Raw genomic sequence first — 21,108 nt, 5'->3', positions numbered from 1 at the left:
ACCGGGTCGGGGGCTCAGAAACGCAGTTGCAACCCTGTACTCGCCGACCGGCCCGCCTGGGGCGCCAGGTCGCGGATGGTCGGCACGGCGGTAGCGTTGTAGGCCAGCTTGTTGCCCAGGTTGTCGAGCTTCAGGTACCAGAGGGCGTCGGTCTGCCCCCAGCGCAGCTGGCGGGCGACGGACAGGCGCAGCGTGCCGTAGCCGGGCGTGGGCGTATCGAACTCGGCGACGCGGGTCTGGCGGGCGGCGCCGCGCCATTCCAGCTTGCCAGACCAGTCGCCCTGCTTCGCTTCCAGGCCCAGCATGGCGCGCAGCGGCGCCAGGCGGGGCAGCGGCTCGCCCGTCGCCCGGTTGTCGCCGCGCACGGCGTCAAGCTGGCTCAGCAGCGCAATGGCCGGGTGGAGCTGCCAGCGGCCCTCGAACTCCACGCCACGCAGCCGCGCCGGCACGGCCTGGAAGGCATAGACCGGCACCGTCTCGCCGCCGTTGTCGGCCGTCTCGCCGGTGGCCTGTAGTGCGATGTAGTTGGCAAAGCGCGTCTCGTAGACGTTGACGTGCACATGGCTGCCGTCGCCCTCCCATTTCAGCCCCACGTCCAGCCCCTTGGAGCGCTCCACGCCCAGCGTGGCATCACCGCGCTCATAGGCGGCGCTGGCCAGATGCAGGCCGTTGGCAAACAGCTCGTAATAGGCCGGCGCGCGCTCGGTGCGGTTCAGGTTGGCGCTCAGGCTCCAGGCGGCGTTGAGCGGGTAAACGCCGCTCAGTGCAACGCTCACCGGCCGGAAGCGTTTGAACGCCGGGGCGCCGAAGCGGTCACCACCGTCGGAATCCACCGTCACGCGCTCGGTGCGCGCGCCGGCCGACCAGTCCACGCCACCCAGCTTGGCCTGCTCCAGCAGGAAGACGCCGGTGGTGCGCGTGCGCGTGCTGGGCACAAAGGCTTCCTCGCCCAGGGCCGAGAAGTCCAGCGACTCGGTCTGCAGGCCGACCAGGCCCTTGACGGGGCCGAGGGCCGCGTGCTCCACCTCGACACGGCCATCGGTGCCGGTGCTCTTGAAGGTCGTGCCGACCTCGCCCGTGCCCTCCACCTCCTGGTGTTCGTAGCGGTTGCGGCTGAGCTGCCAGCTGATGCGATGGATGGGGCCATCGGCCGTGGCCCACTCGCCGGCCGTGGCGATGCGCTGGCGCTGCATGCGGATGGTTACGTCCTCCTCGGCCGTGGTGCCGTAGTTGGTGTGGAAGTCATCCACCGACACGCCGGCATAGCCGCCCTGGAAGAACACCGAGCCGCCGACCGCGCCGCCGTGGCTGCGCGCGGCGGAGTTGCGCACGCTGGTGCGGCTTTCTCCATCGCTGTCAAAGCGCGGCGCGATCTGGTCGCCAGCATCGCGCCCGGCCAGGTCGACGTGCCAGCCGAAACCCGAATGCGGCTGGCCGGTGCCGCCGTCCAGCACGACGGCACCGCTCTTGTCGCGCGAGGCCCCGCCGAGGCGAACTTCCGCCGCGCCGCTCAGGCCGTCGATCAGCGTGCGCGGGATGCGGTTGTCCAGCGTGTTGACGACGCCGCCCACCGCATTGCCGCCATACAGCAGGGCCGCCGCGCCGCGCAGCACTTCGACCTTGTCGATGACCAGCGGGTCGATGGCCACGCCATGGTCGAAGCTGAGGTTGGACGCGTCGACCGAGGCGCCCGAGTTGCTGAGGATGCGCACCCGGTCGCCATCCAGGCCGCGGATGCTGGGCCGGCTGGCATTGGGACCGAAGTTGGTGGCGGCGACGCCGGGCAGGCCCTGCAGCGTGTCGCCGAGGTTGGCGGCGCGGGTCAGCACGAGCTGGTCGCCGCTGAGGGAATCGCTGGGCTGGGCCAGCACCTGGCTCTTCAGCGGGTTGCCGGTGACGACGACCTTGTCGAGGGATTCGGCCGGTTCGGCGTGGACAGAAATGGAAAGCAGGCAGGCGGCCGCGAGGGGCGCCAGGGCAAAGGAACGCATGAGAGGTACTTCCGCAATGAAACGCAAACGCCCGCGCTCGGTCTGAGCACGGGAAGGCTTGGAGTTCAGGCGGAAGCGGGGGGCGCCCGGGCGGGCGGCAGGCCGAGGCTGACAGCGCGCGGGGCGCCACCACGGGCCAGCAACGGCGCGGCATGGGTGGCGGTGTCGGCTACCAGGGCGACGGGCTCGGCGGCCGGCGCGCCGGCACCCAGGTCGGCGGCGGTCAGGCAAAGGTCGCAGTGGACCAGGTGGGCGATGCCGTCGTCCTGGCGGTCGCTGCTGACGTGCGACAAGGCATGGACTCCCGCCATCGCTTGCGCGAGGGGGAGCAGCAGGGCCAGCCACAACAGCCAGTTTCTTGACCAACGACGAACGTTCACGGCCGCAATCCTAAACTCAGGCCTCTACAGAGCCTGAAGTCACCCTCTCATGAAGCTCATCGACACCATCCTGGCCGACGCCCCGGCCATCACGGCCATCCGCCGTGACCTGCACAAGCACCCCGAACTCTGCTTCCACGAGGAGCGCACCGCGGACGTCATCGCCAAGGCGCTGACCGACTGGGGCATTCCCGTGCACCGCGGCCTGGGCAAGACCGGCGTGGTCGGCATCGTCAAGAACGGCACGTCGGACCGCGCCGTCGGCCTGCGCGCCGACATCGACGCGCTGCCGATGACCGAACGCAATGAATTCCCCCACGCCAGCAGCTACCTGGGCCGCATGCATGCCTGCGGCCATGACGGCCACACCGCCATGCTGCTGGCCGCGGCCAAGCACCTGGCGACGAACCGCAACTTCGACGGCACCGTCTACCTCGTCTTCCAGCCCGCCGAGGAAGGCGGCGGCGGCGCGCGCGAGATGATCAAGGACGGCCTGTTCGACAAGTTCCCGATGGAAGCCATGTTCGGCGCCCACAACTGGCCCGGCATGCAGGCCGGCCAGTTCGCGCTGAAGAGCGGCCCGGTGTTCGCCAGCAGCAACGAATTCAAGATCACGCTCAAGGGCAAGGGCTCGCATGCCGCCATGCCGCACTTGGGGCTGGACCCGGTGCCGGCCGCCTGCCAGCTCGTCACGGCCTTCCAGACCATCGTGTCGCGCAACAAGCGCCCCATCGACCCCGGCGTCATCTCCGTGACCATGATCCACGCCGGCGAGGCGACCAACGTCGTGCCGGACTCTGTTGTCATGGAGGGCACGGTGCGCACGTTCACGCTGGAGCTGCTGGACCTGTTCGAGCGCCGCATGAAGGAAATGACCGAGCAACTGGCAGGCGCCTTCGAGCTGCAGGCCGAGTTCGAGTTCCGTCGCAACTACCCGCCGACCATCAACCACCCCGCCGAGACTGAGTTCGCGCGCCGCGTGCTGACCGACATGGTCGGTGCCGATAACGTGCAGGAGTTCGAGCCCACCATGGGCGCCGAGGACTTCAGCTACTACCTGCTGGACAAGCCGGGTTGCTACTTCCTGATCGGCAATGGCGACGGCAGCCACCGCTCAAACGGCCACGGCATGGGGCCCTGCATGCTGCACAACCCCAGCTATGACTTCAATGACGAGCTGATCCCGCTGGGCGGCTCGATGTGGGTGCGCATGGCTGAAGAATGGTTGGCCCCTCGCCCAACCGCGCCGCGCTGAACGCGGGCGCGTCTGGTCGGTCCCCCGCGGGGACGGCGATGCTTGCGGCATTGAGCCGCAAGCACATCGCCAGCGCGGGCCGGCTTGGGAGCGGCCCGGCGCTCGGCCCGCATCAGTGCACCACGCTGCCGTAAAGGGCAACTCAAATGAACCACGAACAAGTCATCCAGGACACCCGCGACTGGGTCATCAAGGCCGTCATCGGCCTGAACCTCTGCCCGTTCGCCAAGGCCGTGCACGTCAACGAGCGCATCCGCTACGTCGTCAGCGATGCGACCGAGCCCGAAGCGCTGCTGAAGGACCTCGCCCGCGAACTGCTGGCGCTCAACCGCGCCGATCCGGAAGAGGTGGACACGACGCTGGTCATCCATCCCAATGTTCTGACCGACTTCCTCGACTTCAACGACTTCCTGGACGCGGCCGACGCGCTGGTGGAAGAACTGAAGCTCGACGGCATCCTGCAGATCGCCGACTTCCATCCCGCCTACCAGTTCGAAGGCAGCGAGCCCGACGACATCGCCAACTACAGCAACCGCTCGCCCTACCCGACGCTGCACATCCTGCGCGAGGACAGCATCGAGCGCGCCGTCGAGTCCATGCCCGACACGGCGTCCATCTATGAGAACAACCTCGAGACGCTGGACAAGCTGGGCGTGGAGGGCTGGCGCAAGCTCGGCCTCAAGGGCTGAGGCTCATTCCTTCACCCAGGAGAAGCCGCCACCACCCTTCTTGGGCGAATTGGCGCGCGTGCGCAACACCGCGTCGAAGCCGCTCCTGCCGCCATTCCAGATGGCTGTCAGCAGGCTGACAACATCGTCGCGCGAATAGGCATCCAGGTCGCTGCGGAACTGTTTGATCGCCGCCGCCAGCATGTCCCGCGGCAGCTCCTGGTGGGTTGCCAGCACGAGGAACATGGCGGCGAACAGGTCGGGCCGGCTGCCGCACAGCACCTGGATGCGTCGCAGCGCCTCGGGCGGTGCCGCGCGCTGGCCCGGATGCAGCCAAGTCAACTCGTCTGGGCCTTCGGCTTGCACGTCATCGGCCATCGCGGTCTCCTCGTGCCGCTCATTGGCGGCTTGATTTATCACAGCGCCCACCTAGTGTCAGTCATTTATGACCCAAAACGTGCAGCAAACCACGCTCAAGAGGCATTCCGAGGCATGCTGACGCCCCAGTCATGCGGCAAACTCCGCGGCTGCTCTCGTGCCCTCCGCCACCATGCAACCCAAGACCCTCGCCCTCATCGATGACGACGCTGAGTACTCCGAGTTCCTGACCCAGCATCTGCAGGAGCAGCAGGGCATCGCGGTCAGCCGTTTCGACGACAGCAATGCGCTGCTGGCCTCGCCCGACGCCTTTGGCTTCGATTTCTACCTCGTCGACCTGATGCTGCCCGGCGTCAACGGCGTGGAGCTGATCAAGATCCTGCGCCGGCGCACCGATGCCGGCATCGTCGTCGTATCAGGGCGCCTCGGGCCGGAGGTCTTCCGCGAGGTCATCACGGCCGGCGCCGACATGTATCTCGTCAAGCCGGTGCAGTTCGAGCAGGTGTCGCTGGCGATTGCCGCCGTGCAGCGCCGCGTTGCCAAGCCCTCGGCGGCCGACGCGGTCTGGAAGCTGGACCGCGCCAGCGGCGAACTCGTCGTGCCCGACGGCACGCGCATCCAGCTGAGCGAGGCCGACCGCCAGCTGCTGGAATGCTTTGCCCAGGCCGGTGGCGAACCGGTCACCCGCGAGACCCTGCTGAACAAGCTCGGTCGCGAGGTGCCCGAGGGCGAGACCGACGACGGCCTGTCGGCCACCATCTACCGCCTGCGCCGCCGCATCGAGCGCGCCACGCCCACGCTGGTGCCGCTGCAAAGCAAGTCGCGCGTCGGCTATGTCTTCCGCGCGCCGCTGCAACTGATCTAGCGGCGATCGAAAGCGAGGATCGCCGCCGCCATCTCCTTGAGCGGCAGCACCGCGTCGACGCCGCCGCGCGCAATCGCCTCCTTGGGCATGCCGAAGACGACGCAGCTGGCCTCGTCCTGGGCCAGCGTGCGGGCGCCGCGCTCGCGCAGCGCCGCCATGCCGCGGGCACCGTCGTCGCCCATGCCGGTCAGGATCAGCGCCAGCGCGTCCTTGCCGGCGCAGTCGACGGCGGAGCGGAACAGCACGTCCACCGAAGGCTTGTGGCGGTTCACCGGCGGGCCGTCGAGGACGACGGCGAAATACTGCCCGCCCGCCTTGCACAACTGCAGATGCCGCCCGCCGGGCGCGATCAGCACCAGGCCGCGCTCCAGCCGGTCGCCGTCGCGCGCCTCGCGCACCTGCATCGCGCAGGCCCGGTCCAGCCGCTCCGCGTACATGGCCGTGAACTTCTCGGGCATGTGTTGCACGACGGCGATGCCCGGCGCGTCAGCGGGCAGCGCCATCAGGATGGCCTCCACGGCCTGTGTCCCGCCGGTGGAACTGCCGATCAGCACCGGCTGGTTCATGGCCGGCACCGAGGCCAGCGGGTTGGCTGCCGCCGCTTTCACGGCTGTAGCGGTTGTGGCGGCCGCTGCAGTCGGTCGCGGCGCACGGCGCGCCGTCGCGCCAGCGGCACTGCGCAGTGTCTGGCACAGCTCGCGGCGGGAATCTTCGAGGAACTGCTTCAGGCCCAGCCGCGGCTTGGCCACGACGGCCACGGCACCTGCGGCCAGTGCGTCCAGCGCCATGCGGCTGCCGTCGGTGGTCAGCGTCGAGCAGATGACGGTCGGGATCGGCTCGCGCTCCATCTGCTGGCGCAGGAAGGTCAGGCCGTCCATGCCGGGCATCTCGATGTCCAGCAGCAGCACGTCGGGCCGGCACTTGGCGATGGCCGGTGCGGCCAGCAGCGGATTGGGTGCGCTGCCCACCACCTCGAACTCGGCATCGCCGCGCAGCAGGTGGGTGAGCGTCTGCCGCATCAACGCCGAATCGTCGACGATGTAGACGCGCGTCGCCATGCTCAGGTCCTGACCATGCAGACGACGTTGCCCGGATGCAGCACGTGGGTCGCTGCCTTCACGCGGCCGCCTTGCGGAAGGCACCGGGCGCCAGCACTTCCAGGCCCGCCACGCCAGATACGCGGCCCTCGGCCGTGCCGATGAAGAACAGGCCGCCGGGGCGCAGCTGGGACAGCACGCGCTCGACGACGGCCTGCTTGGTCGGGGCGTCGAAATAGATCAGCACATTGCGCAGGAAGACGGCATCGAAGGGGCCCAGCGCCTCGATGGGCCGGCACAGGTTGAGCTGGCCAAACGCCACGCGCTCACGCAGCCGGGCTTGCATCTGGACGAGGCCAGCCGAGCCCTCGGTGCCACGCAGGCAATAGCGGCGCAAGCGCTCGGGCGTCACGTGGCGCAGCCTGTCCTCGGGGTAGACGGCCCCGACGGCACTGTGCAGCACGCGCTCGCTGATGTCGGTGCCCAGCAGTGACCAGTCCGCACCGATGCGGCCGGCCTGCTGCAGGTCGGCCAGCAGCATGGCCAGGCTGTAGGCCTCGTCGCCAAAGGAAGAGGCCGCGCTCCACAGCCGCAGGCGCTGCGGGCGCAACCGGCCCAGCTCGGCCTCCAGCAGGTCGAAATGCGCCGGCTCGCGGAAGAAATAGGTCTCGTTGGTCGTCAGCAGGTCGACGGCCATCTGAAACTCGCCGGCGTCATTCGTGCCGCTGATCAGATCGACGTAGGCGTCGTAGCTGTCCAGCCCCAGGCGCTGCAGGCGCGGAGCCAGGCGCGACGCGACCAGTGGCTTCTTGGCCACCGAGAAGCTCAGCCCCACCGACCCGTGCATCAGCTCGGCGAGCCGCACGTAGGTGGGTTCGCGCAGTTCCTGCAAAGCCATGTTTTCAGGCGGCCAGCAAGGGGCGTGGCGCCTCGCACAGCTGCGCCATTTCTTCGATGTCGAAGGCCTGGTCGGGCTCCAGCAGCACGACGAAGCGGCCATGCAGCTTGCCGATGCCGCGGATGAACTCGCGGCGCACCGAGGTGCCGAAGTCGGGCACCGGCTCGATCTGCTCGGCCGGGATCTCGACGACCTCACTGACCGCGTCCACCAGCAAACCGAGCTCGGCGCGCTCACCCTGGCGGCTGGCGTCGAAGATGATGATGCAGCTCTTCTTGCCGATGCGCGCGGCCGGGCGGTTGAAGCGCGCGTTCAGGTCGATGACCGGGACGACGGCGCCACGCAGGTTGATGATCCCGCGCACGAAGTCGGGCATCAGGGGCACCGGCGTGATGCTGCCGTGCTGGATGATTTCGCGCACGGTGCGGATGTCCATCGCGAACACCTCGTTGCCGAGGGCGAAGCTCAGGTATTGCGCCGCGACGGCGCCGGTCGGACTGCTCATGATCAGAAGGGCCGGAAGTTGCCGTTCGTGCCGTGCGTGCCGTTCATGCCGCTCGCGACCGGGCTGCGCGAACGGCTTGCCGGCAGGCTGGCCACGCCGCGCGGCGCGATGCGGCGGGCCGCGATGTCGCTGACCTCGGCGCGTTGGGCCTTTTGGCGCCCGGCGCCGTCGCCGCCCAGGTCGAAGAAGGCGACCGACTGCTGCAGCTGCTCGGCCTGGCCAGACAGCTCCTCGGACGTGGCCGCGAGCTCCTCGGAGGCCGAGGCGTTCTGCTGCGTGGCCTTGCTCAGCTGGTTCATCGCGCCGCCGATCTGGCTGACCGACTCGCTCTGCTCCTGCGAGGCGGCGGCGATCTCCTGCACCAGCTCGCTGGTCTTGCGGATGCTGGGCACGATCTCGTCGAGCAGCTTGCCGGCGCGCTCGGCCGTGCTGACGCTGTTGCCGGCCAGGTCGCCGATCTCCTTGGCGGCCTCCTGGCTGCGCTCGGCCAGCTTGCGCACCTCGGCGGCGACGACGGCAAAACCCTTGCCGTGTTCGCCGGCACGCGCGCCTCGATGGCCGCGTTCAGCGCCAGCAGGTTGGTTTGGTAGGCGATGTCGTCAATGATGCCGATCTTCTGCGCGATCTGCTTCATCGCCACCACCGTCTGAGTGACGGCCTGGCCGCCGTCGCCGGCCTCGCGGCTGGCCTTGGTGGCCATGCCGTCGGTGACCTTGGCGTTGTCGCTGTTCTGCGAGATGGAGGCCGACATCATCTCGATGGACGCCGTCGTCTCCTCGACCGACGAGGCCTGCTCGCTGGCCGACTGCGACAGGCTCTGCGCCGTCGCGCTGACCTGGCTGGCCGCGCCGGTCAGCGCATCGGCCGCGGCCCGCACCTCCTCGATGATGCCCGCCAGCTTCTCGCTGGTGCTGTTGGCATCGTTCTTGACCTGCTCGAACACGCCCTGGGCGCTGCGCTCGATGCGCTGGCTCAGGTCGCCGTTGGCCAGGCCGGAGAACACGCGGCCGACGTCTTCGATGATGGCGGCCAGCGTCTCGGACGTGGCGTTCGCGTCGGTCTTGACCTGGCCGAAGATGCCCGCGTAGTCGCGCGTGATGCGCTCCGACAGGTCGCCCGCGGCCAGTGCGCCGAACACGCGGCCGACGTCGTCGAAGATCACCGAGGTCGTCTCCATCAGCTGGTTCACGCCCTCACACAGCGCCAGGATGGGGCCGCTCTTGCCGTCCAGCGGAATGCGCTGGCCCAGGTCGCCGCGGCGGCCGGCCGAGGCCACCTGCTGGGCCTGCTCCACGGCCTGCTCCAGCATGCGCGCGGCCTGCACCTGCGCGGTCACGTCGGTGGCGTACTTGACGACCTTGAAGGGCTTGCCGTTCATGTCGAAGATGGGGTTGTAGGAGGCCTGGATCCAGACCTCGCGGCCGCCCTTGGCGACGCGCCTGTACTGGCCGGCGTCGTACTCGCCGCGGCCCAGCTTGTCCCAGAACATGCGGTATTCGATGGTGCCCACCAGGCCCGGCTCGGCAAACATGCTGTGGTGCTTGCCGCGGATCTCGTCCAGGCTGTAGCCCAGCGTGCGGCAGAAGTTCTCGTTGGCGTTCAGGATGGTGCCGTCGAGCTTGAACTCGATGACGGCCTGGGCCTTGCCGATGGCGTTGAGCTGGCCCTCGAAGTCGGCCGCGCGCAGCCTGGCCTCGGTGATGTCGGTGGCGATCTTGACGACCTTGCGCACGCGGCCCGCCTCGTCCAGCACCGGCGCATAGACGGCCTGGATCCAGATCTCCTGGCCCGAACGGGTGAGGCGCTTGAAGACATCGTTCTGCGGCCGGCCCTCGTTGAGCTCGCGCCAGAACTGGGCGTAGGCCGGCGAGGCGGCCAGGGCCGGCTCGCAGAACATGCGGTGGTGCCGGCCCTGCACCTCGTCCAGGCGGTAGCCGAGGGCGCGCAGGAAGTTGTCGTTGGCCGTCACGATGCTGCCATCGAGGTTGAACTCGATGTAGGCGTAGGAGGCGTCGACGGCGGCGACGACACCGCGCGCATCGCCGCGCTCGAGCTGAGTCTGCTGCAGGCGTGCCTGCGTGTCAGCCAATGCGGCTTCAGCCGCCTGGCGGGCCAGCGCCTGCTCCTGCAGCCTGTCATCGGCCTCGCGCAATGCCGCGCCGGCAAAAAGGCGGGCGAGCCAGGAGGGCGTGGGAGTGTTCATGGTTGTTCCTCTCTGAGGCGATGGTGCGGGGGGCGGGTGTCAGCGGGCGGCCAGCGCGCGTGCGGGGACGGACTGGGCCGGTTGTTCAGCGAAGCGGCGCAGCGCCTCGACGTCGAAGATCAGGGCCACCTCGCCGTTGCCGAGGATGGACGAGCCCGACATGCCGCGCAGCATGCGCAACATGCGGCCCAGGGGCTTGATGACGGTCTGGTGCTGCCCAAGCAGCGCGTCGACGAGCACGCCGTAGCGCCGAGCGCCGGACTGGATCACGACGACGCTGGCGCGCTCGGTCGCCGCGCCGTCGTCCAGCTCGTAGAGGTGGCGCAGGCTCAGCACCGGCAGCGCTTCGCCGCGCAGCGCCAGCACGCCGCTGCCATCGGGCTGCATGGCAGCTTCGGCGCTGCGGCCCTCGATGACCTCCACGACCGCGTCCAGCGGGAAGATGAAGCGCGAGTCGCCGACGCCGACCAGGAAGCCGTCGATGATGGCCAGCGTCAGCGGCAGGCGGATCTCGATGCGCGTGCCGCGGCCGGCTTCGCTGGTGATGGCGACGCTGCCGCGCAGCGCCTCTATGTTGCGGCGCACGACGTCCATGCCGACACCGCGGCCGCTGAGGTTGGTGACCTTCTCGGCCGTCGAGAAGCCCGGCTCGAAGATCAGGCCGAGGATGTCGGCCTCGGCCGGCACGACGCCGGGCTCGACCAGGCCCTTGTCCCAGGCGCGTTGCAGCACGCGCTCGCGGTCGACGCCGCGGCCGTCGTCGTCGATGCAAATCAGGATGCTGCCACCATCATGGCAGGCCGACAGCACCAGGCGGCCCTCGGGGCGCTTGCCGGCGGCGCGGCGCTGCTCGGCCGTCTCCAGGCCGTGGTCCAGCGCATTGCGCACCAGGTGCATCAGCGGGTCGGCGATGCGCTCGACCATGGCCTTGTCCAGCTCGGTCTCGCCGCCGGCGATCTCGAGCTGCACGGCCTTGCCCAGCTCGGCCGCGGTGTCGCGCACGACGCGGCGAAAGCGCGTGAAGGTCTCACCGATGGGCACCATGCGCAGCTGCAGCGTGGCGTTGCGGATCTCCTCGACGAGGCCGCTGATCTGGTCGTTGGCCTGCACCAGGCGGCTCTGGCGGGCCTGGCGGGCCAGCTCGGAGGCGCCCGCGCCAGCGATGACGAGCTCGCCCAGCAGGTTGATGACAGCGTCCAGTCGGTCGGCCTGCACGCGGATGACGCGCTGGTCGTCGCCGCTGTCGCCGTGGCGAGCCTGCTTCTGCAGCGCCGCGTCGACGACGGCCGCCGGTACGCCGGCCCTTTCCTTCAGGATCTCGCCCAGCGGCGCCGTGGGCACGCCGGCCGCACGGCTGCGGTCCTGCTCGGCCAGAGCAGCGTGCAGCTGGGCCTGGCTGATGGCGCCGGCGGCGACGAGGATGTCGCCCAGGCGCGGATGCTGGGGCAGCGACTGGATCAGCGCGACGAACTGCTCCGGGCCCGCATCGGGCTCGATGAGGTGCAGCTCGCAGTCTTCGCGCACAAAGCTGAAGGCCGACTCGATCTCTTCGCGGCCGACCGCCGTGCGCAGGCCGAACTCGAAGGCCAGGTGGCAGGACTCGGCATCCAGCGCGTCCAGCTCCGGCACGGCGGCGCGGTCGCAGACGATGTGCTCCAGCCGGCCCAGGGTCTGCAGATAGTTCAACAGGCCCAGCGGGTCCATGCCGTTGCGCAAGGTGTCGGTGCCAAAGCGCACCCAGACATGCCAGAGGCGCTCGCCGGCCGGCGTCAACGAGACCGGCAGCGCCAGCGCCGCACGTGCAGGCGCGGCGGCGGCACTGCCGCAGGCACTGGCCAGCCGCTCCTGCAACCGGCTGCGCTCGGCGGCGCCGTCAGGATCGTCGGGCCGGGTCGAACTGGCCGCGGCGACAAGGCGGCGGATCTGGTCGTTGCACTGCAGCAGCAACGTGCTCAGGCCACCGTCCAGCGCACGGCGCCCTTCGCGGACCTGGTCGAGCAGGGTCTCGACATGGTGGGTGAAGCCCACCAGCGCATCCAGGCCGAAGATACCGGCCGAGCCCTTGACGGTGTGGGCACAGCGGAACAGCGTGTCCAGCAGCTCGCGGTCGCCGGGGGCGGCCTCCAGTTCCAGCAGCAGCTGCTCCAGGCGCTCGACCTGTTCCTCGGCCTCGCTGATGAAGGTGGGCAGCGCCGCGGCGATGAAGTCCTGATCCTGGTCTCGCATCTTTAGGCCCCGTTCGCGGTGGAGGCGATGAAATCTTCCAGGCCCAGGCTGCGGCAGGCGCTGACCAGGGCGTCGCTGGCGCGGGTCAGCTGCAGCCGCTGGCCACGCGCCACCAGCGCATGGGCCAGGGCCAGCAGGCACTGGGCGCCGGCGGCATCGAACTGCTCGACGGCCGATCCGTCCAGCTCGACGGCGTCGCTCTCGCCGGGCGGCGTCTGCAAGGCGTCCAGCCACTGCAAGCGCAGCTCGGCGGCGGTGTAGATGCTGACCTCCGCGGGCAGGCTGCCCCAGGGTGGGCTGGCGGTCATGGCGGACCTCACGGCAGGTTGCAGGAGAGTTGGTCGGGGTGTGCCGCGCACGCCGGGGCGCCCGCACTGACGAGGCAGTCGAGCGGCATTGGAATGGGTGCGGAGAACATGTACGCAGCCTAGAAGCCACCCCCCTTGAACCGATGCGGGGAATTCTTGATTCCGGCTGTCGGGCCGCCTCCAGAACGGTGCGCCGAGCGCCCGGCCGTGAAATGAGGCCTGTTGGCGGCGCGGCGCCGGGCCCGTGAGCGAACGTCGTTAGGCCACGGCGTCGGCCGCCTTCAGCACCGCGGCGTTACGGCCACCGCGCTTGGCTTCGTACAGCGCCGCGTCGGCCCAGGCAATGAGGGGCGCGCGTCGGCATCGTCCTGGGGCGCGAGGATGGACGGGGCCAGGCCGCCCAGAACTGGGCCGAGCGGGCCGGTCACGGCACGGCAGCGGCGATGGTGGGCTGGGGCCGGTGGCGCTGCGCGTCGCGCATCAGCCGGGCGACGATGAGGCGCATGACGTGAAAACCCAGCTTCGGATTCTGGTAATAAAGCAAGGCCATCTCCTCGGCTGTGAGGCTGTAGACGACGCAGTCGCCCCGGGCCTCCAGCGTCAGGGTGCGGCGGTTGTCGGGCGCGAACAGGCCGATCTCGCCGACCAGGCTGCCCGGTGGCAGCAGTTCGTCGTACTCGGCCAGCCGCAGCGTACCGGTGTCGAGATAGAGCATCTCGGTGGCGGCATCGCCCTGGCGCCACAGGGTCGTGCCGGCTTTCACGGTCCGGCGATGCATATGCGGCAGCAGCCACTCGGACACCGGCGTGTCGTCGCGCGCGTTCTCGATGGCCTTGACGAGCTTCTTGATCTGCAGCGTCTTCTTGACGTTGATCGGGATCAGGGCACCATAGAGCAGCAGCGTCGGCAGCGCTGACTTCAGCGCGCCGTACGCCACGAGGAAGCAGCAGGCCGTCAGTGCGGCGATGCGCAGCGGCAGCATGCTTTTCATCAGATAGCTGGCCAGCATCAGCGTGGCACCGATGAAGCCGAGGATGGTGGCGAGGGTGTCGGTCATGGGTTCAACAAAGCCTTCACGTCTGGGCGGGCCAACACCTCTTCGGCATGGGCATGGCCCTGCTCGACGATGGCGTCGAAGCGCTGCCAGGCCAGCAGGCCGACACGCTCCAGCGGCGGGTTGAAATAAACATCGCAGGCGGCCTGCGCGGCACGGCGGCGCGAGTTGCTGTAGAGGATGGTCACGTTGAGCAGATAGGCCGACAGCGCGGGCAGCCGGTAGCGCCGCCGCGAGCGCGCGCGCCAGCGGTCGCGCAGCAGCGCCCAGGGTCCGGGCACTTCGTCGAAGTCCAGCTTGCGGGCCTTGTGCAGGCTCAGGTCCGCGCCGATGACCAGGCCCACGCCGCGGCGCGCGCGCATCACGTCGACGGGGAAGTTGTTGAAGCTGCCGCCGTCGCAAAGCAGGTCGCCGTCGACGACGACGGGTGGCAGCGCGCCGGGGATGGCCGTGCTGGCGCGCACCGCACGCTCCAGCGGGCCGTGGGTCAACAGGGCCTCACTGGCCTGGGAATAGTTGGTCGCCACACAGAAGAAGGGCTTCCACAGGTCCTCGATGCCGGCGCCTGCGCCGGCCAGCCGGCCCAGCGCCTTGTCCAGGATGCCGCGCAGCCGCCGGCCGCGGATCAGCGAGATCAGCGGCAGCAGGTTGAAGTCACCGGTCGGGTTGACCTTGAACGCCTCGCGCGCCACGGCCATGGTGTGCACCAGCGGCTGGTCGGTTGCGGCCAGCGCCGCCATGACCGCGCCCATGCTGGTGCCGCCCACGCAGTCCACCTCCACGCCCCGCTCCTGCAGCGCGCGCAGCAGCCCGAGGTGCGAGAAGCCGCGCGCGCCACCTCCCGCCAGCACGAGGCCGACCGCACGACGCGCCTGCAGCCGTGCCAGGCGGGCCAGATCGCCTGCCAGCGCGGGGCGCACGTGGAAATGATCGGCCACCGGCCGGCGCGCCAGCCAGGCCGCCGTGCCGCGCGGTGCCAGCGCGTCGGCCGCGTGCAGCAGCACGACGATCTCCGCGGCCTCCGTTCTCGGTGGGCGCTGCAGCAGGCATTGCGTCTCGCTGGGATGCACGGCCGGCGCGGTGCTGGCATCGGCCAGCAGCAGCACCTCGTCGGCATGGCGGCAGCAGCGCTGCGTCCAGGGCGTGGGTGCGTCGTCGGCCAGCAGCAGCACGAAGTCGTGAGCGGCCTCGACCTCGTCCAGCCACAGCGACACCTGGCGATAGCGCTCGCCTTCGTCGGCAGCCGCGCCGACGGCGGCATCCACCGCGGCCGCGTCGACGACGCAGACACGGCCGAAACGGCCGAGTTCGGCCGCCAGGCCGCGCGCCAGCCCGGCTGCGTCCACGCCGGCGGTGATGGGCAACAGCGCTTGCACGACCGGCGCGGCGAAGGGCGCCGGCGCATGTTCGGTCTGCAGCCGGTGCACGATCTGGCGCGTCAGCGCGATGCCGACGCGCGGCTGCTGCTCGATCAGGCGCAGGAAAGGGGCCTTGTCCAGCCGCACGAGCACGGAGTCGCGAATGGCGACGACGGTGGCCGAGCGCGGTGCCGCCGTGTACAGGCTCATCTCGCCGATGACCTGGCCGCGGCCCAGCTCTCGCACGACACGCGGCGCCTCGCCATCGCTCGACACATAGGCCCGCAAGCGCCCGCTGACCGACAGATACATCGAGTCGCCCGGCTCGCCCTGCTGCATCAGCGTCTGGCCGCCGGCGACCTCGACCCAGGTCAGCTGCTCGCGCAGCAGCGCCAGCGTGGCGGCGTCGAGCTCGCCGAAGGCCTGGGCCAGCAGCTCGCCGAGCAGGCGGTCGTGATAACCCTCAGTCATGGCAACGTCAGGGCGAACACGTCGACCGAGCTCGTCTTGCCCTTGAACTGCACCGGCCCGAGCGGCTCGCTCGGCAAGGCGCCGGCAAGCTGGGCCTGGGTGGCAGCGTCGAACAGCACGGCGTGGCCGGCCACCTTGGTGTGGGCTTCCATGCGCGCCGCGACGTTGACCGCGTCGCCGATGCAGGTGTAGGTGGCGCGCTGGCGCGTGCCGGTGTAGCCGGCCACGACGTCGCCGCTGGCAATGCCTACGCCGATGCGGATCTCGGGCCGGCCGGCGGCGCGCTGCTCCTCGCTGAACTGGGCCACCATCGCGATCATCTCGGCCGCGGCCATCACAGCGCATTGGCCGGCCGCAGGCAGCGGCTGCGGCGCGCCGAAGATGGCCATCAGGCCGTCGCCGATCATCTGGTTGACCACGCCGCCATGGCCGTTGATGGCCGCGAACATCAGCGTGTAGTAGGTGTTCAGCAGCTCGATGATGTCCTCGGGTGGCTGCGATTCGGCCAGCGTCGTGAAGCCGCGGATGTCGCAGAACAGCACCGTCGCCTGCACCTTGCGGCCGCCCAGCGCAAAGCCCTCGGCCTCCAGGTCCTGGGCCACCTCGCGGGTGGCGAAGCGGCGCACCAGCTCGCGCTGCTGGTCGCGCAGGCGCTTGCGCTCCAGGCTGGCGTTGATGCGCGCCTTCAGCAGCACCAGGTTGACGGGCTTGTGCAGATAGTCCTCGGCGCCCAGCTCGATGCAGCGCACCACGCTGTCCATGGCCTCCACGGCGGACGTCACGATGATCGGCAGCTCGCGCAGCTCGGGGCTGGCGCGCAATCTTTCCATCAGCTCGATGCCACCCATGACCGGCATGTGGATGTCCACCAGCAGCAGGTCGAAGACGCTGTCCTGCAGCCGCGCCAGGGCCGCGTGGCCGTCTTCGACGCTGACGACCTGATGGCCCAGCAGCTCCACGTGCCGGGCCAGCAGCAGGCGATTCACGCGGTTGTCCTCGACGAGGAGGATGCGGGCGGATGGCGCGCGGCGCTCACGCATGGCGGCGCTCCTTCAGGTCGGCCGCGACCGCGGCGAACAGCGCGGCCAAGGCATCGACGCGGGCCGGGGCGGCGGCGCCCAGTTCGGCCAGTGGCGTGTGTTCGAGTTCGCGCGCCGCGGCGGCCAGGGCCGTGGCGCCGAAGGTCAGGCCGTTGGACTTCAGCGAATGCGCCTGGCGCGTCCAGGCCGTGGCGTCGCCCGTCGCGGCAGCCCGGCGCAACGCCGCAAGGCCCTGGGGGGCGTCTTCCAGGAAGGAGTCGATCAGCTCGACGACGAACTCGACGCCCGCCGTTTCCTGAAGGTCGGCGAAAACCTCCCCGTCAATCACCGGCTGGGACATGCTCGGGCTCCTTTCGTAGCGGTGTGCGCTGCAGCGCCAGCACCAGCTCGTCGACTCGGATCGGCTTGGTCAGGTAGTCATCCATGCCGGCGGCAAGGCAGGTTTCCCGGTCGCCCTGCATCGCATTGGCGGTCATGGCGACGATGCGCGGCCGCTCGCTTTGGGCGTTCAGGCGCCGCGACGCCTCCAGCCCGTCCATCTCCGGCATCTGCACGTCCATCAGGACGAGGTCATAGGCCTGGCGCGCCACCGCCTCCAGCGCTTCGATGCCGTTGGCGGCCAGGTCAGCGCGGTAGCCCATCTGCTGCAACAGGCGCAGCGCGAGCTTCTGGTTCACGACGTTGTCTTCGGCCAGCAGGATGCGCAGCGGGTGCTGCCCGGCGAGGTCTTGCGTGGCGCCTGGGTTGGCGCGCTGCCGCCGCGGGCCTGGCACAAGGCCGGCCGCCGCCGTGGCGCGCAGCGTGAAGCCGAAGCGCGCCCCGCAGCCCGGCCCCTCGCTCTCGGCCCACATGCGCCCGCCCATCAGCTCGGCCATGCGCCGGCTGATGGCCAGGCCCAGGCCGGTACCGCCGTATTTGCGCGAGGTGCTCGCATCGGCCTGGCTGAAGCTCTGGAACAGGCGGGCCAGGGCTTCGGGGCCCAGGCCGATGCCGGTGTCGCGCACGAGGAAGCGCAGCTCCACGCCGGCGTCAAGCGGTGCCGCCTCCACTTCGATGGTGATGCTGCCCGCCTCGGTGAACTTGACCGCGTTGGACAGCAGGTTCAGCAGGATCTGGCGCAGCTTGGTCACGTCGCCATTGATGCCGGCGGGCACACCGGGCGCGATGTCGACGGCCAGCGCCAGCCCCTTCTCGCGGGCACGCGGCGCGATCAGGTCGACAGCCGCGTCCACGCAGTCACGCAGCACGAAGGGCGCGCTCTCGATGTCCATGCGGCCGGCCTCGATCTTCGAGAAGTCGAGGATGTCGTTGATGATGGTCAGCAGCGCCTCGCCGGCCTCGCGGATGATGGCCGCGTGTTCGCGCTGCTCGCCGTCGAGCGGGGAGTCCAGCAGCAGGCCGCTCATGCCGATGACGGCGTTCATCGGCGTGCGGATTTCGTGGCTCATCGTCGCCAGGAAGGCACTCTTGGCCGCATTGGCCTGCTCGGCCACGGCCTTGGCGGCCTGGGTTTCACCGAACAGGCGCGAGTTCTCCATCGCCACCGACGCCGCCAGGCTCAGGCCCACCAGAAAGCCCAGTTCGCTGTCGCGGAACGGCTGGCCGCCCTGGCGCCAGACGGTCAAGGCGCCCAGCACGCGCTGGCCGGCGCGCAGCGGCGCCACCATCATGCGCTCGTCGGGGTCCTCTTGCGTGCCCTCCATCCGGACGCCGCGCGGGTCGTCGCGCGTGGCGTTGATGACGCCGGGCTCGCCCTTGGCGATCAGCGAGCCGATGATGCCCTCGCCGGCGGTGATGACGGCGTCGCGCAGCGCATCCTCGTAGCTGCCGACGGCGACGATGGCGCGGTAGCGCCGCGCTGCATCCTCGCCCCCCTCCTCCGGCACGAAGACGGCGCTGTTGTCGGCGTCCAGCAGCTCCTTGGCATGCACGGCGATGCGGTTCATGACCGTGGCCAGGTCCAGCGTGGAGGAGATCTCGCGCCCCACCTCGGCCAGGGCCGCGCTCTCGCGCGTGCGGCGCTGGATCTCGTCGAACAGGCGCGCGTTCTCCAGCGCCACGCCGACGCTGGCTCCCACCGTACTGAGGAAGCGCACGTCGGCCTCGCTGAAGGCGTTCTCGCGTTCATAGCTCTCGACCAGGATGGCGCCCAGCACCTGGTCGTTGCCGATGATGGGCACGTTGGCGAAGGACAGCGCCTGGTCGGTGCCCGGCAGGGCCAACAGGCCGGCGGCGGCGATCTCGGCCACGTTGCGGCAGACCAGCGGCTGGCGCGTGCGGCGCATCTGCTCGAAGGGGCCGTCCGGCGCCGGCCGCTCCGGGGGCAGCTGGATGGGCAGGCCGTGCTCGCGCTCGTAGAGGTAGTGGTTGAGGCCGCTGGCCGGGTCATACCAGCGGATACCGATGTCCCGGGTCTCGAGCAACTCGCACAGGCGGTCGCCGACACGCTGGATGATGGCCTCGAAGCTCAGCTCCGGCGACAGGCTTTGCTGCAGGTTGTTCAGCATCGCCAGCTCGTTGACGCGGCGCTCCACCTGCGCCTTGCTGGCCAGCAGCTCGGCCGTGCGCTCGGCGACGCGCTGCTCCAGGCCCTCGCGCAGCCGCAGGTTGGCCAGCGCGACGGCGGCCTGGGCGGCCAGCATGACGAGCAGATCGCGGTCGCCCTCGCGGAAGCGCCCGAACGCGCCGTCCAGGTCGGCGTAAAGATAGCCAACCAGCTCGCGCTCGGCGATCAGTGGCGCGACGAGGCAGGAGCGCTGCTGCACGGCCGGTACGCCTTCGGGCCCGATGCGCAGGGCCGCCGCGCGGCTGCCGCGCGCTTCATCCAACCAGGGCGTGATGGCGGCCAGCAGGGCCTCCTCGCCACCGGCCTCCCCCTGCGGCATCAGATGGCTGGCGATGTGGCGCAGGCTGCCGCCGTACTCCAGCACCAGCAGCACGCGTTCGGCGCCGCTGATCTCAGCCGACTCGTCGACCAGGAACTCATGCAACTCGGTGCCCGTGGCCAGCTCGGCCAGGCGCAGGCCGACGTCGACCTGGCGGGCGAAGCGCTCGTCCAGATGCGCGGCGCCATTGAGATGACGCGGCCGGCCGCCGTCGGCCAGCCAGGCCTGCACGACCGCACGCGCCACCGGCCGCTTGTTCAGCGAGTTGCGCCGCAAGCCCTCGTCGGACAAGCCGGCCAGGCGCAGGCACACGAAACGATAGGCCCGCGCCAGCGCGACGCCGGCCTCGCGCCGCCGGCCCGCCGCGCGCAGCGCCTCGCAGCGCCGCCACCACAGCGCCGGCAGGTCCAGGTTCTCCAGCGGCGCCAGGCCTTGGGCCCAGTGCAGGCGGGCCGCCTCGGCGCTGGCGTTCAACGCCGCCTGCAGTTGGCCGGCGCCCAGTTCGGCCCAGGCGATGAGGCCCAGGTCGGCCATGCGCTGGGCCGCCGACGGCGAATGTTCGAGCGCCAGGCGGAACTGCGCCGCCGCAGCCGCCGCATCGCCTTCCGCCATTGCCAGCTCGCCGTGCAGGCGCGCGATCTCGGAGCGAAAGCCCGGGTTCTGGCGCGCCAGGCTCAGGGACTCGGCCTCGCCGGCATAGGCGCGCGCTTCGGCCAGCGCGCCAGCCTCCAGGTCCAGCCGGGCCAGGGCCGTCAGCGTGTAGGGCAGCAGCGCCGTCGCACCGGTGCGGCGCCAGATCGCGAGCGCGGCCAGGTAGTAGCGGCGCGCACGGCGCGTCAGGCCCAGCGTGACGTAGTGGTTGCCGATGTTGTGGATGGCCGTGCCCTGGCGCTCCGCATAGCCGGCCGCGGCGTAGGCCGCGAGCGCCAGCTTGCACAGGTGCAGGCAGTCGGCCAGGTCGGGGTTGTTGAAGGTCTGGGCGTTGTAGGCATTGCCCTGGCCCAGCAGGTCGCCGGTGGCCAGCGCCAGCGCCAATGCGGCCTCGGCCGCTGCGCGCGCCTCGGCAATGAAACCCAGCATGCCCAGCAGCAAGGATTCGACATAGCCGCAGCGGCCACGGGGCACCGGTTTGCCGGCGGCGGCAAACAGCGCGGCGGCCTCGTGCACCCGGCCCAGCGCCACTTCGGGCTCCAGCTGGCAACGGCATTGGGCTTCGGCCAACAGGGCCAGCGCATAGGCACGGTCAAGTGGGTCAGTGCCGGCATCGGCCAGCGCGGCTTCGGCGGTGGCGATGGCCGCCAGCAGTTCACCGCGGCGCATCTGCACCAGCCCGAACGCGAGGCGGGCGCGGAGCCGCCAGGCGGGGTGGCCCTCGGCCAGCTTGGCCAGGGCTGCGGCGGCATCGGCCGCAGCAGCCAGGGCGCCGAGCGCGATGAAGCTCTCGACGCGCAGCTCCAGCACCCGGGCGTCGGCGCGCCAGCCCGCGCTCACGTCGATCAGACGCTGATGCTGGCCCGACCAGGCCAGGTCGGCCAAATCCTCCAACACGGCGACATCGGGGCGCAAGGGCATCGCGGGGTCTGCGA

The 21,108-nt window shown here is 70.2% G+C and carries 16 protein-coding genes and 2 pseudogenes; 3 read left to right on the top strand and 15 right to left on the bottom strand.

Annotation, left to right across the window (positions count from 1 at the left end):
- Positions 1-14 precede the first annotated feature (14 nt).
- Together ASC95_RS05630 and ASC95_RS05625 are read right to left on the bottom strand one after the other, a co-directional pair.
- A complete protein-coding gene (locus ASC95_RS05630; protein WP_057296738.1) occupies positions 15-1,991 on the bottom strand; it encodes a TonB-dependent receptor in 1,977 nt (658 codons plus the stop codon).
- 65 nt (positions 1,992-2,056) lie between these two features.
- Positions 2,057-2,371 (bottom strand): hypothetical protein, encoded by a 315-nt coding sequence (locus ASC95_RS05625; RefSeq protein ID WP_157255963.1) that lies wholly within the window; start codon positions 2,369-2,371, stop codon positions 2,057-2,059.
- Positions 2,372-2,420: 49 nt separating this feature from the next.
- On the opposite strand from ASC95_RS05625, the gene ASC95_RS05620 reads away from it, so the two are divergent.
- Positions 2,421-3,626: a M20 aminoacylase family protein gene (locus ASC95_RS05620; protein WP_057296736.1), complete on the top strand. Its 1,206-nt coding sequence runs from the start codon at positions 2,421-2,423 to the stop codon at positions 3,624-3,626.
- Positions 3,627-3,772: 146 nt separating this feature from the next.
- Positions 3,773-4,315: a DUF1415 domain-containing protein gene (locus ASC95_RS05615; protein WP_057296735.1), complete on the top strand. Its 543-nt coding sequence runs from the start codon at positions 3,773-3,775 to the stop codon at positions 4,313-4,315.
- Between the two features lie 3 nt (positions 4,316-4,318).
- Here ASC95_RS05615 and ASC95_RS05610 read toward each other — a convergent pair whose 3' ends face one another.
- Positions 4,319-4,672, bottom strand: a complete 354-nt coding sequence (locus tag ASC95_RS05610; RefSeq protein WP_057296734.1) for a hypothetical protein — start codon at positions 4,670-4,672, stop codon at positions 4,319-4,321.
- A 172-nt stretch (positions 4,673-4,844) separates the two neighbouring features.
- On the opposite strand from ASC95_RS05610, the gene ASC95_RS05605 reads away from it, so the two are divergent.
- Positions 4,845-5,537: a response regulator transcription factor gene (locus ASC95_RS05605; protein ID WP_057296733.1), complete on the top strand. Its 693-nt coding sequence runs from the start codon at positions 4,845-4,847 to the stop codon at positions 5,535-5,537.
- On the opposite strand, the gene ASC95_RS05600 is transcribed toward ASC95_RS05605, so the two are convergent.
- The 12 genes and pseudogenes from ASC95_RS05600 to ASC95_RS05545 all read right to left on the bottom strand — a co-directional run bounded on the left by ASC95_RS05600 (position 5,534) and on the right by ASC95_RS05545 (position 21,094).
- The gene (locus ASC95_RS05600) at positions 5,534-6,595 is read right to left on the bottom strand and encodes a chemotaxis response regulator protein-glutamate methylesterase (RefSeq protein ID WP_057296732.1); all 1,062 of its coding nucleotides are present in this window, start codon (positions 6,593-6,595) and stop codon (positions 5,534-5,536) included. The two genes, ASC95_RS05605 and ASC95_RS05600, sit on opposite strands and share 4 nt — an antisense overlap.
- Before the next feature lie 58 nt (positions 6,596-6,653).
- A complete protein-coding gene (locus ASC95_RS05595) occupies positions 6,654-7,472 on the bottom strand; it encodes a protein-glutamate O-methyltransferase CheR (protein ID WP_082567501.1) in 819 nt (272 codons plus the stop codon).
- A 4-nt stretch (positions 7,473-7,476) separates the two neighbouring features.
- Positions 7,477-7,977: a chemotaxis protein CheW gene (locus tag ASC95_RS05590; RefSeq protein ID WP_057296730.1), complete on the bottom strand. Its 501-nt coding sequence runs from the start codon at positions 7,975-7,977 to the stop codon at positions 7,477-7,479.
- Positions 7,978-8,144: 167 nt separating this feature from the next.
- A pseudogene (locus ASC95_RS31690) lies at positions 8,145-8,857 on the bottom strand (methyl-accepting chemotaxis protein); the annotation flags it as partial.
- Between the two features lie 210 nt (positions 8,858-9,067).
- Positions 9,068-10,180: pseudogene (locus tag ASC95_RS31685) on the bottom strand (PAS domain-containing protein); the annotation flags it as partial.
- Positions 10,181-10,219: 39 nt separating this feature from the next.
- Positions 10,220-12,406 carry a chemotaxis protein CheA gene (locus ASC95_RS05575; RefSeq protein ID WP_057296727.1) on the bottom strand — a complete coding sequence of 729 codons (2,187 nt, stop codon included), beginning with the start codon at positions 12,404-12,406 and terminating at the stop codon, positions 10,220-10,222.
- Positions 12,407-12,408: 2 nt separating this feature from the next.
- The gene (locus ASC95_RS05570) at positions 12,409-12,714 is read right to left on the bottom strand and encodes an STAS domain-containing protein (RefSeq protein WP_057296726.1); all 306 of its coding nucleotides are present in this window, start codon (positions 12,712-12,714) and stop codon (positions 12,409-12,411) included.
- A 424-nt stretch (positions 12,715-13,138) separates the two neighbouring features.
- Positions 13,139-13,771: a Crp/Fnr family transcriptional regulator gene (locus ASC95_RS05565; RefSeq protein WP_057296725.1), complete on the bottom strand. Its 633-nt coding sequence runs from the start codon at positions 13,769-13,771 to the stop codon at positions 13,139-13,141.
- A complete protein-coding gene (locus tag ASC95_RS05560) occupies positions 13,768-15,597 on the bottom strand; it encodes a patatin-like phospholipase family protein (protein WP_057296724.1) in 1,830 nt (609 codons plus the stop codon). The genes ASC95_RS05565 and ASC95_RS05560 overlap by 4 nt, the downstream gene beginning before the upstream one ends.
- Positions 15,594-16,637, bottom strand: a complete 1,044-nt coding sequence (locus ASC95_RS05555) for an adenylate/guanylate cyclase domain-containing protein (protein ID WP_057296723.1) — start codon at positions 16,635-16,637, stop codon at positions 15,594-15,596. Before ASC95_RS05555 ends, ASC95_RS05560 begins: the two co-directional genes overlap by 4 nt.
- Positions 16,630-16,977: an Hpt domain-containing protein gene (locus ASC95_RS05550; protein ID WP_057296722.1), complete on the bottom strand. Its 348-nt coding sequence runs from the start codon at positions 16,975-16,977 to the stop codon at positions 16,630-16,632. Before ASC95_RS05550 ends, ASC95_RS05555 begins: the two co-directional genes overlap by 8 nt.
- Positions 16,958-21,094 (bottom strand): GAF domain-containing protein, encoded by a 4,137-nt coding sequence (locus ASC95_RS05545; RefSeq protein WP_057296721.1) that lies wholly within the window; start codon positions 21,092-21,094, stop codon positions 16,958-16,960. The genes ASC95_RS05550 and ASC95_RS05545 overlap by 20 nt, the downstream gene beginning before the upstream one ends.
- Between the last annotated feature and the right edge of the window lie 14 nt (positions 21,095-21,108).

The sequence above is a fragment of the Pelomonas sp. Root1217 genome (assembly GCF_001425705.1).
In the GTDB taxonomy this organism is placed as follows: Bacteria; Pseudomonadota; Gammaproteobacteria; order Burkholderiales; family Burkholderiaceae_C; genus Pelomonas.
This window is presented reverse-complemented; position numbering and strand designations above follow the sequence as displayed.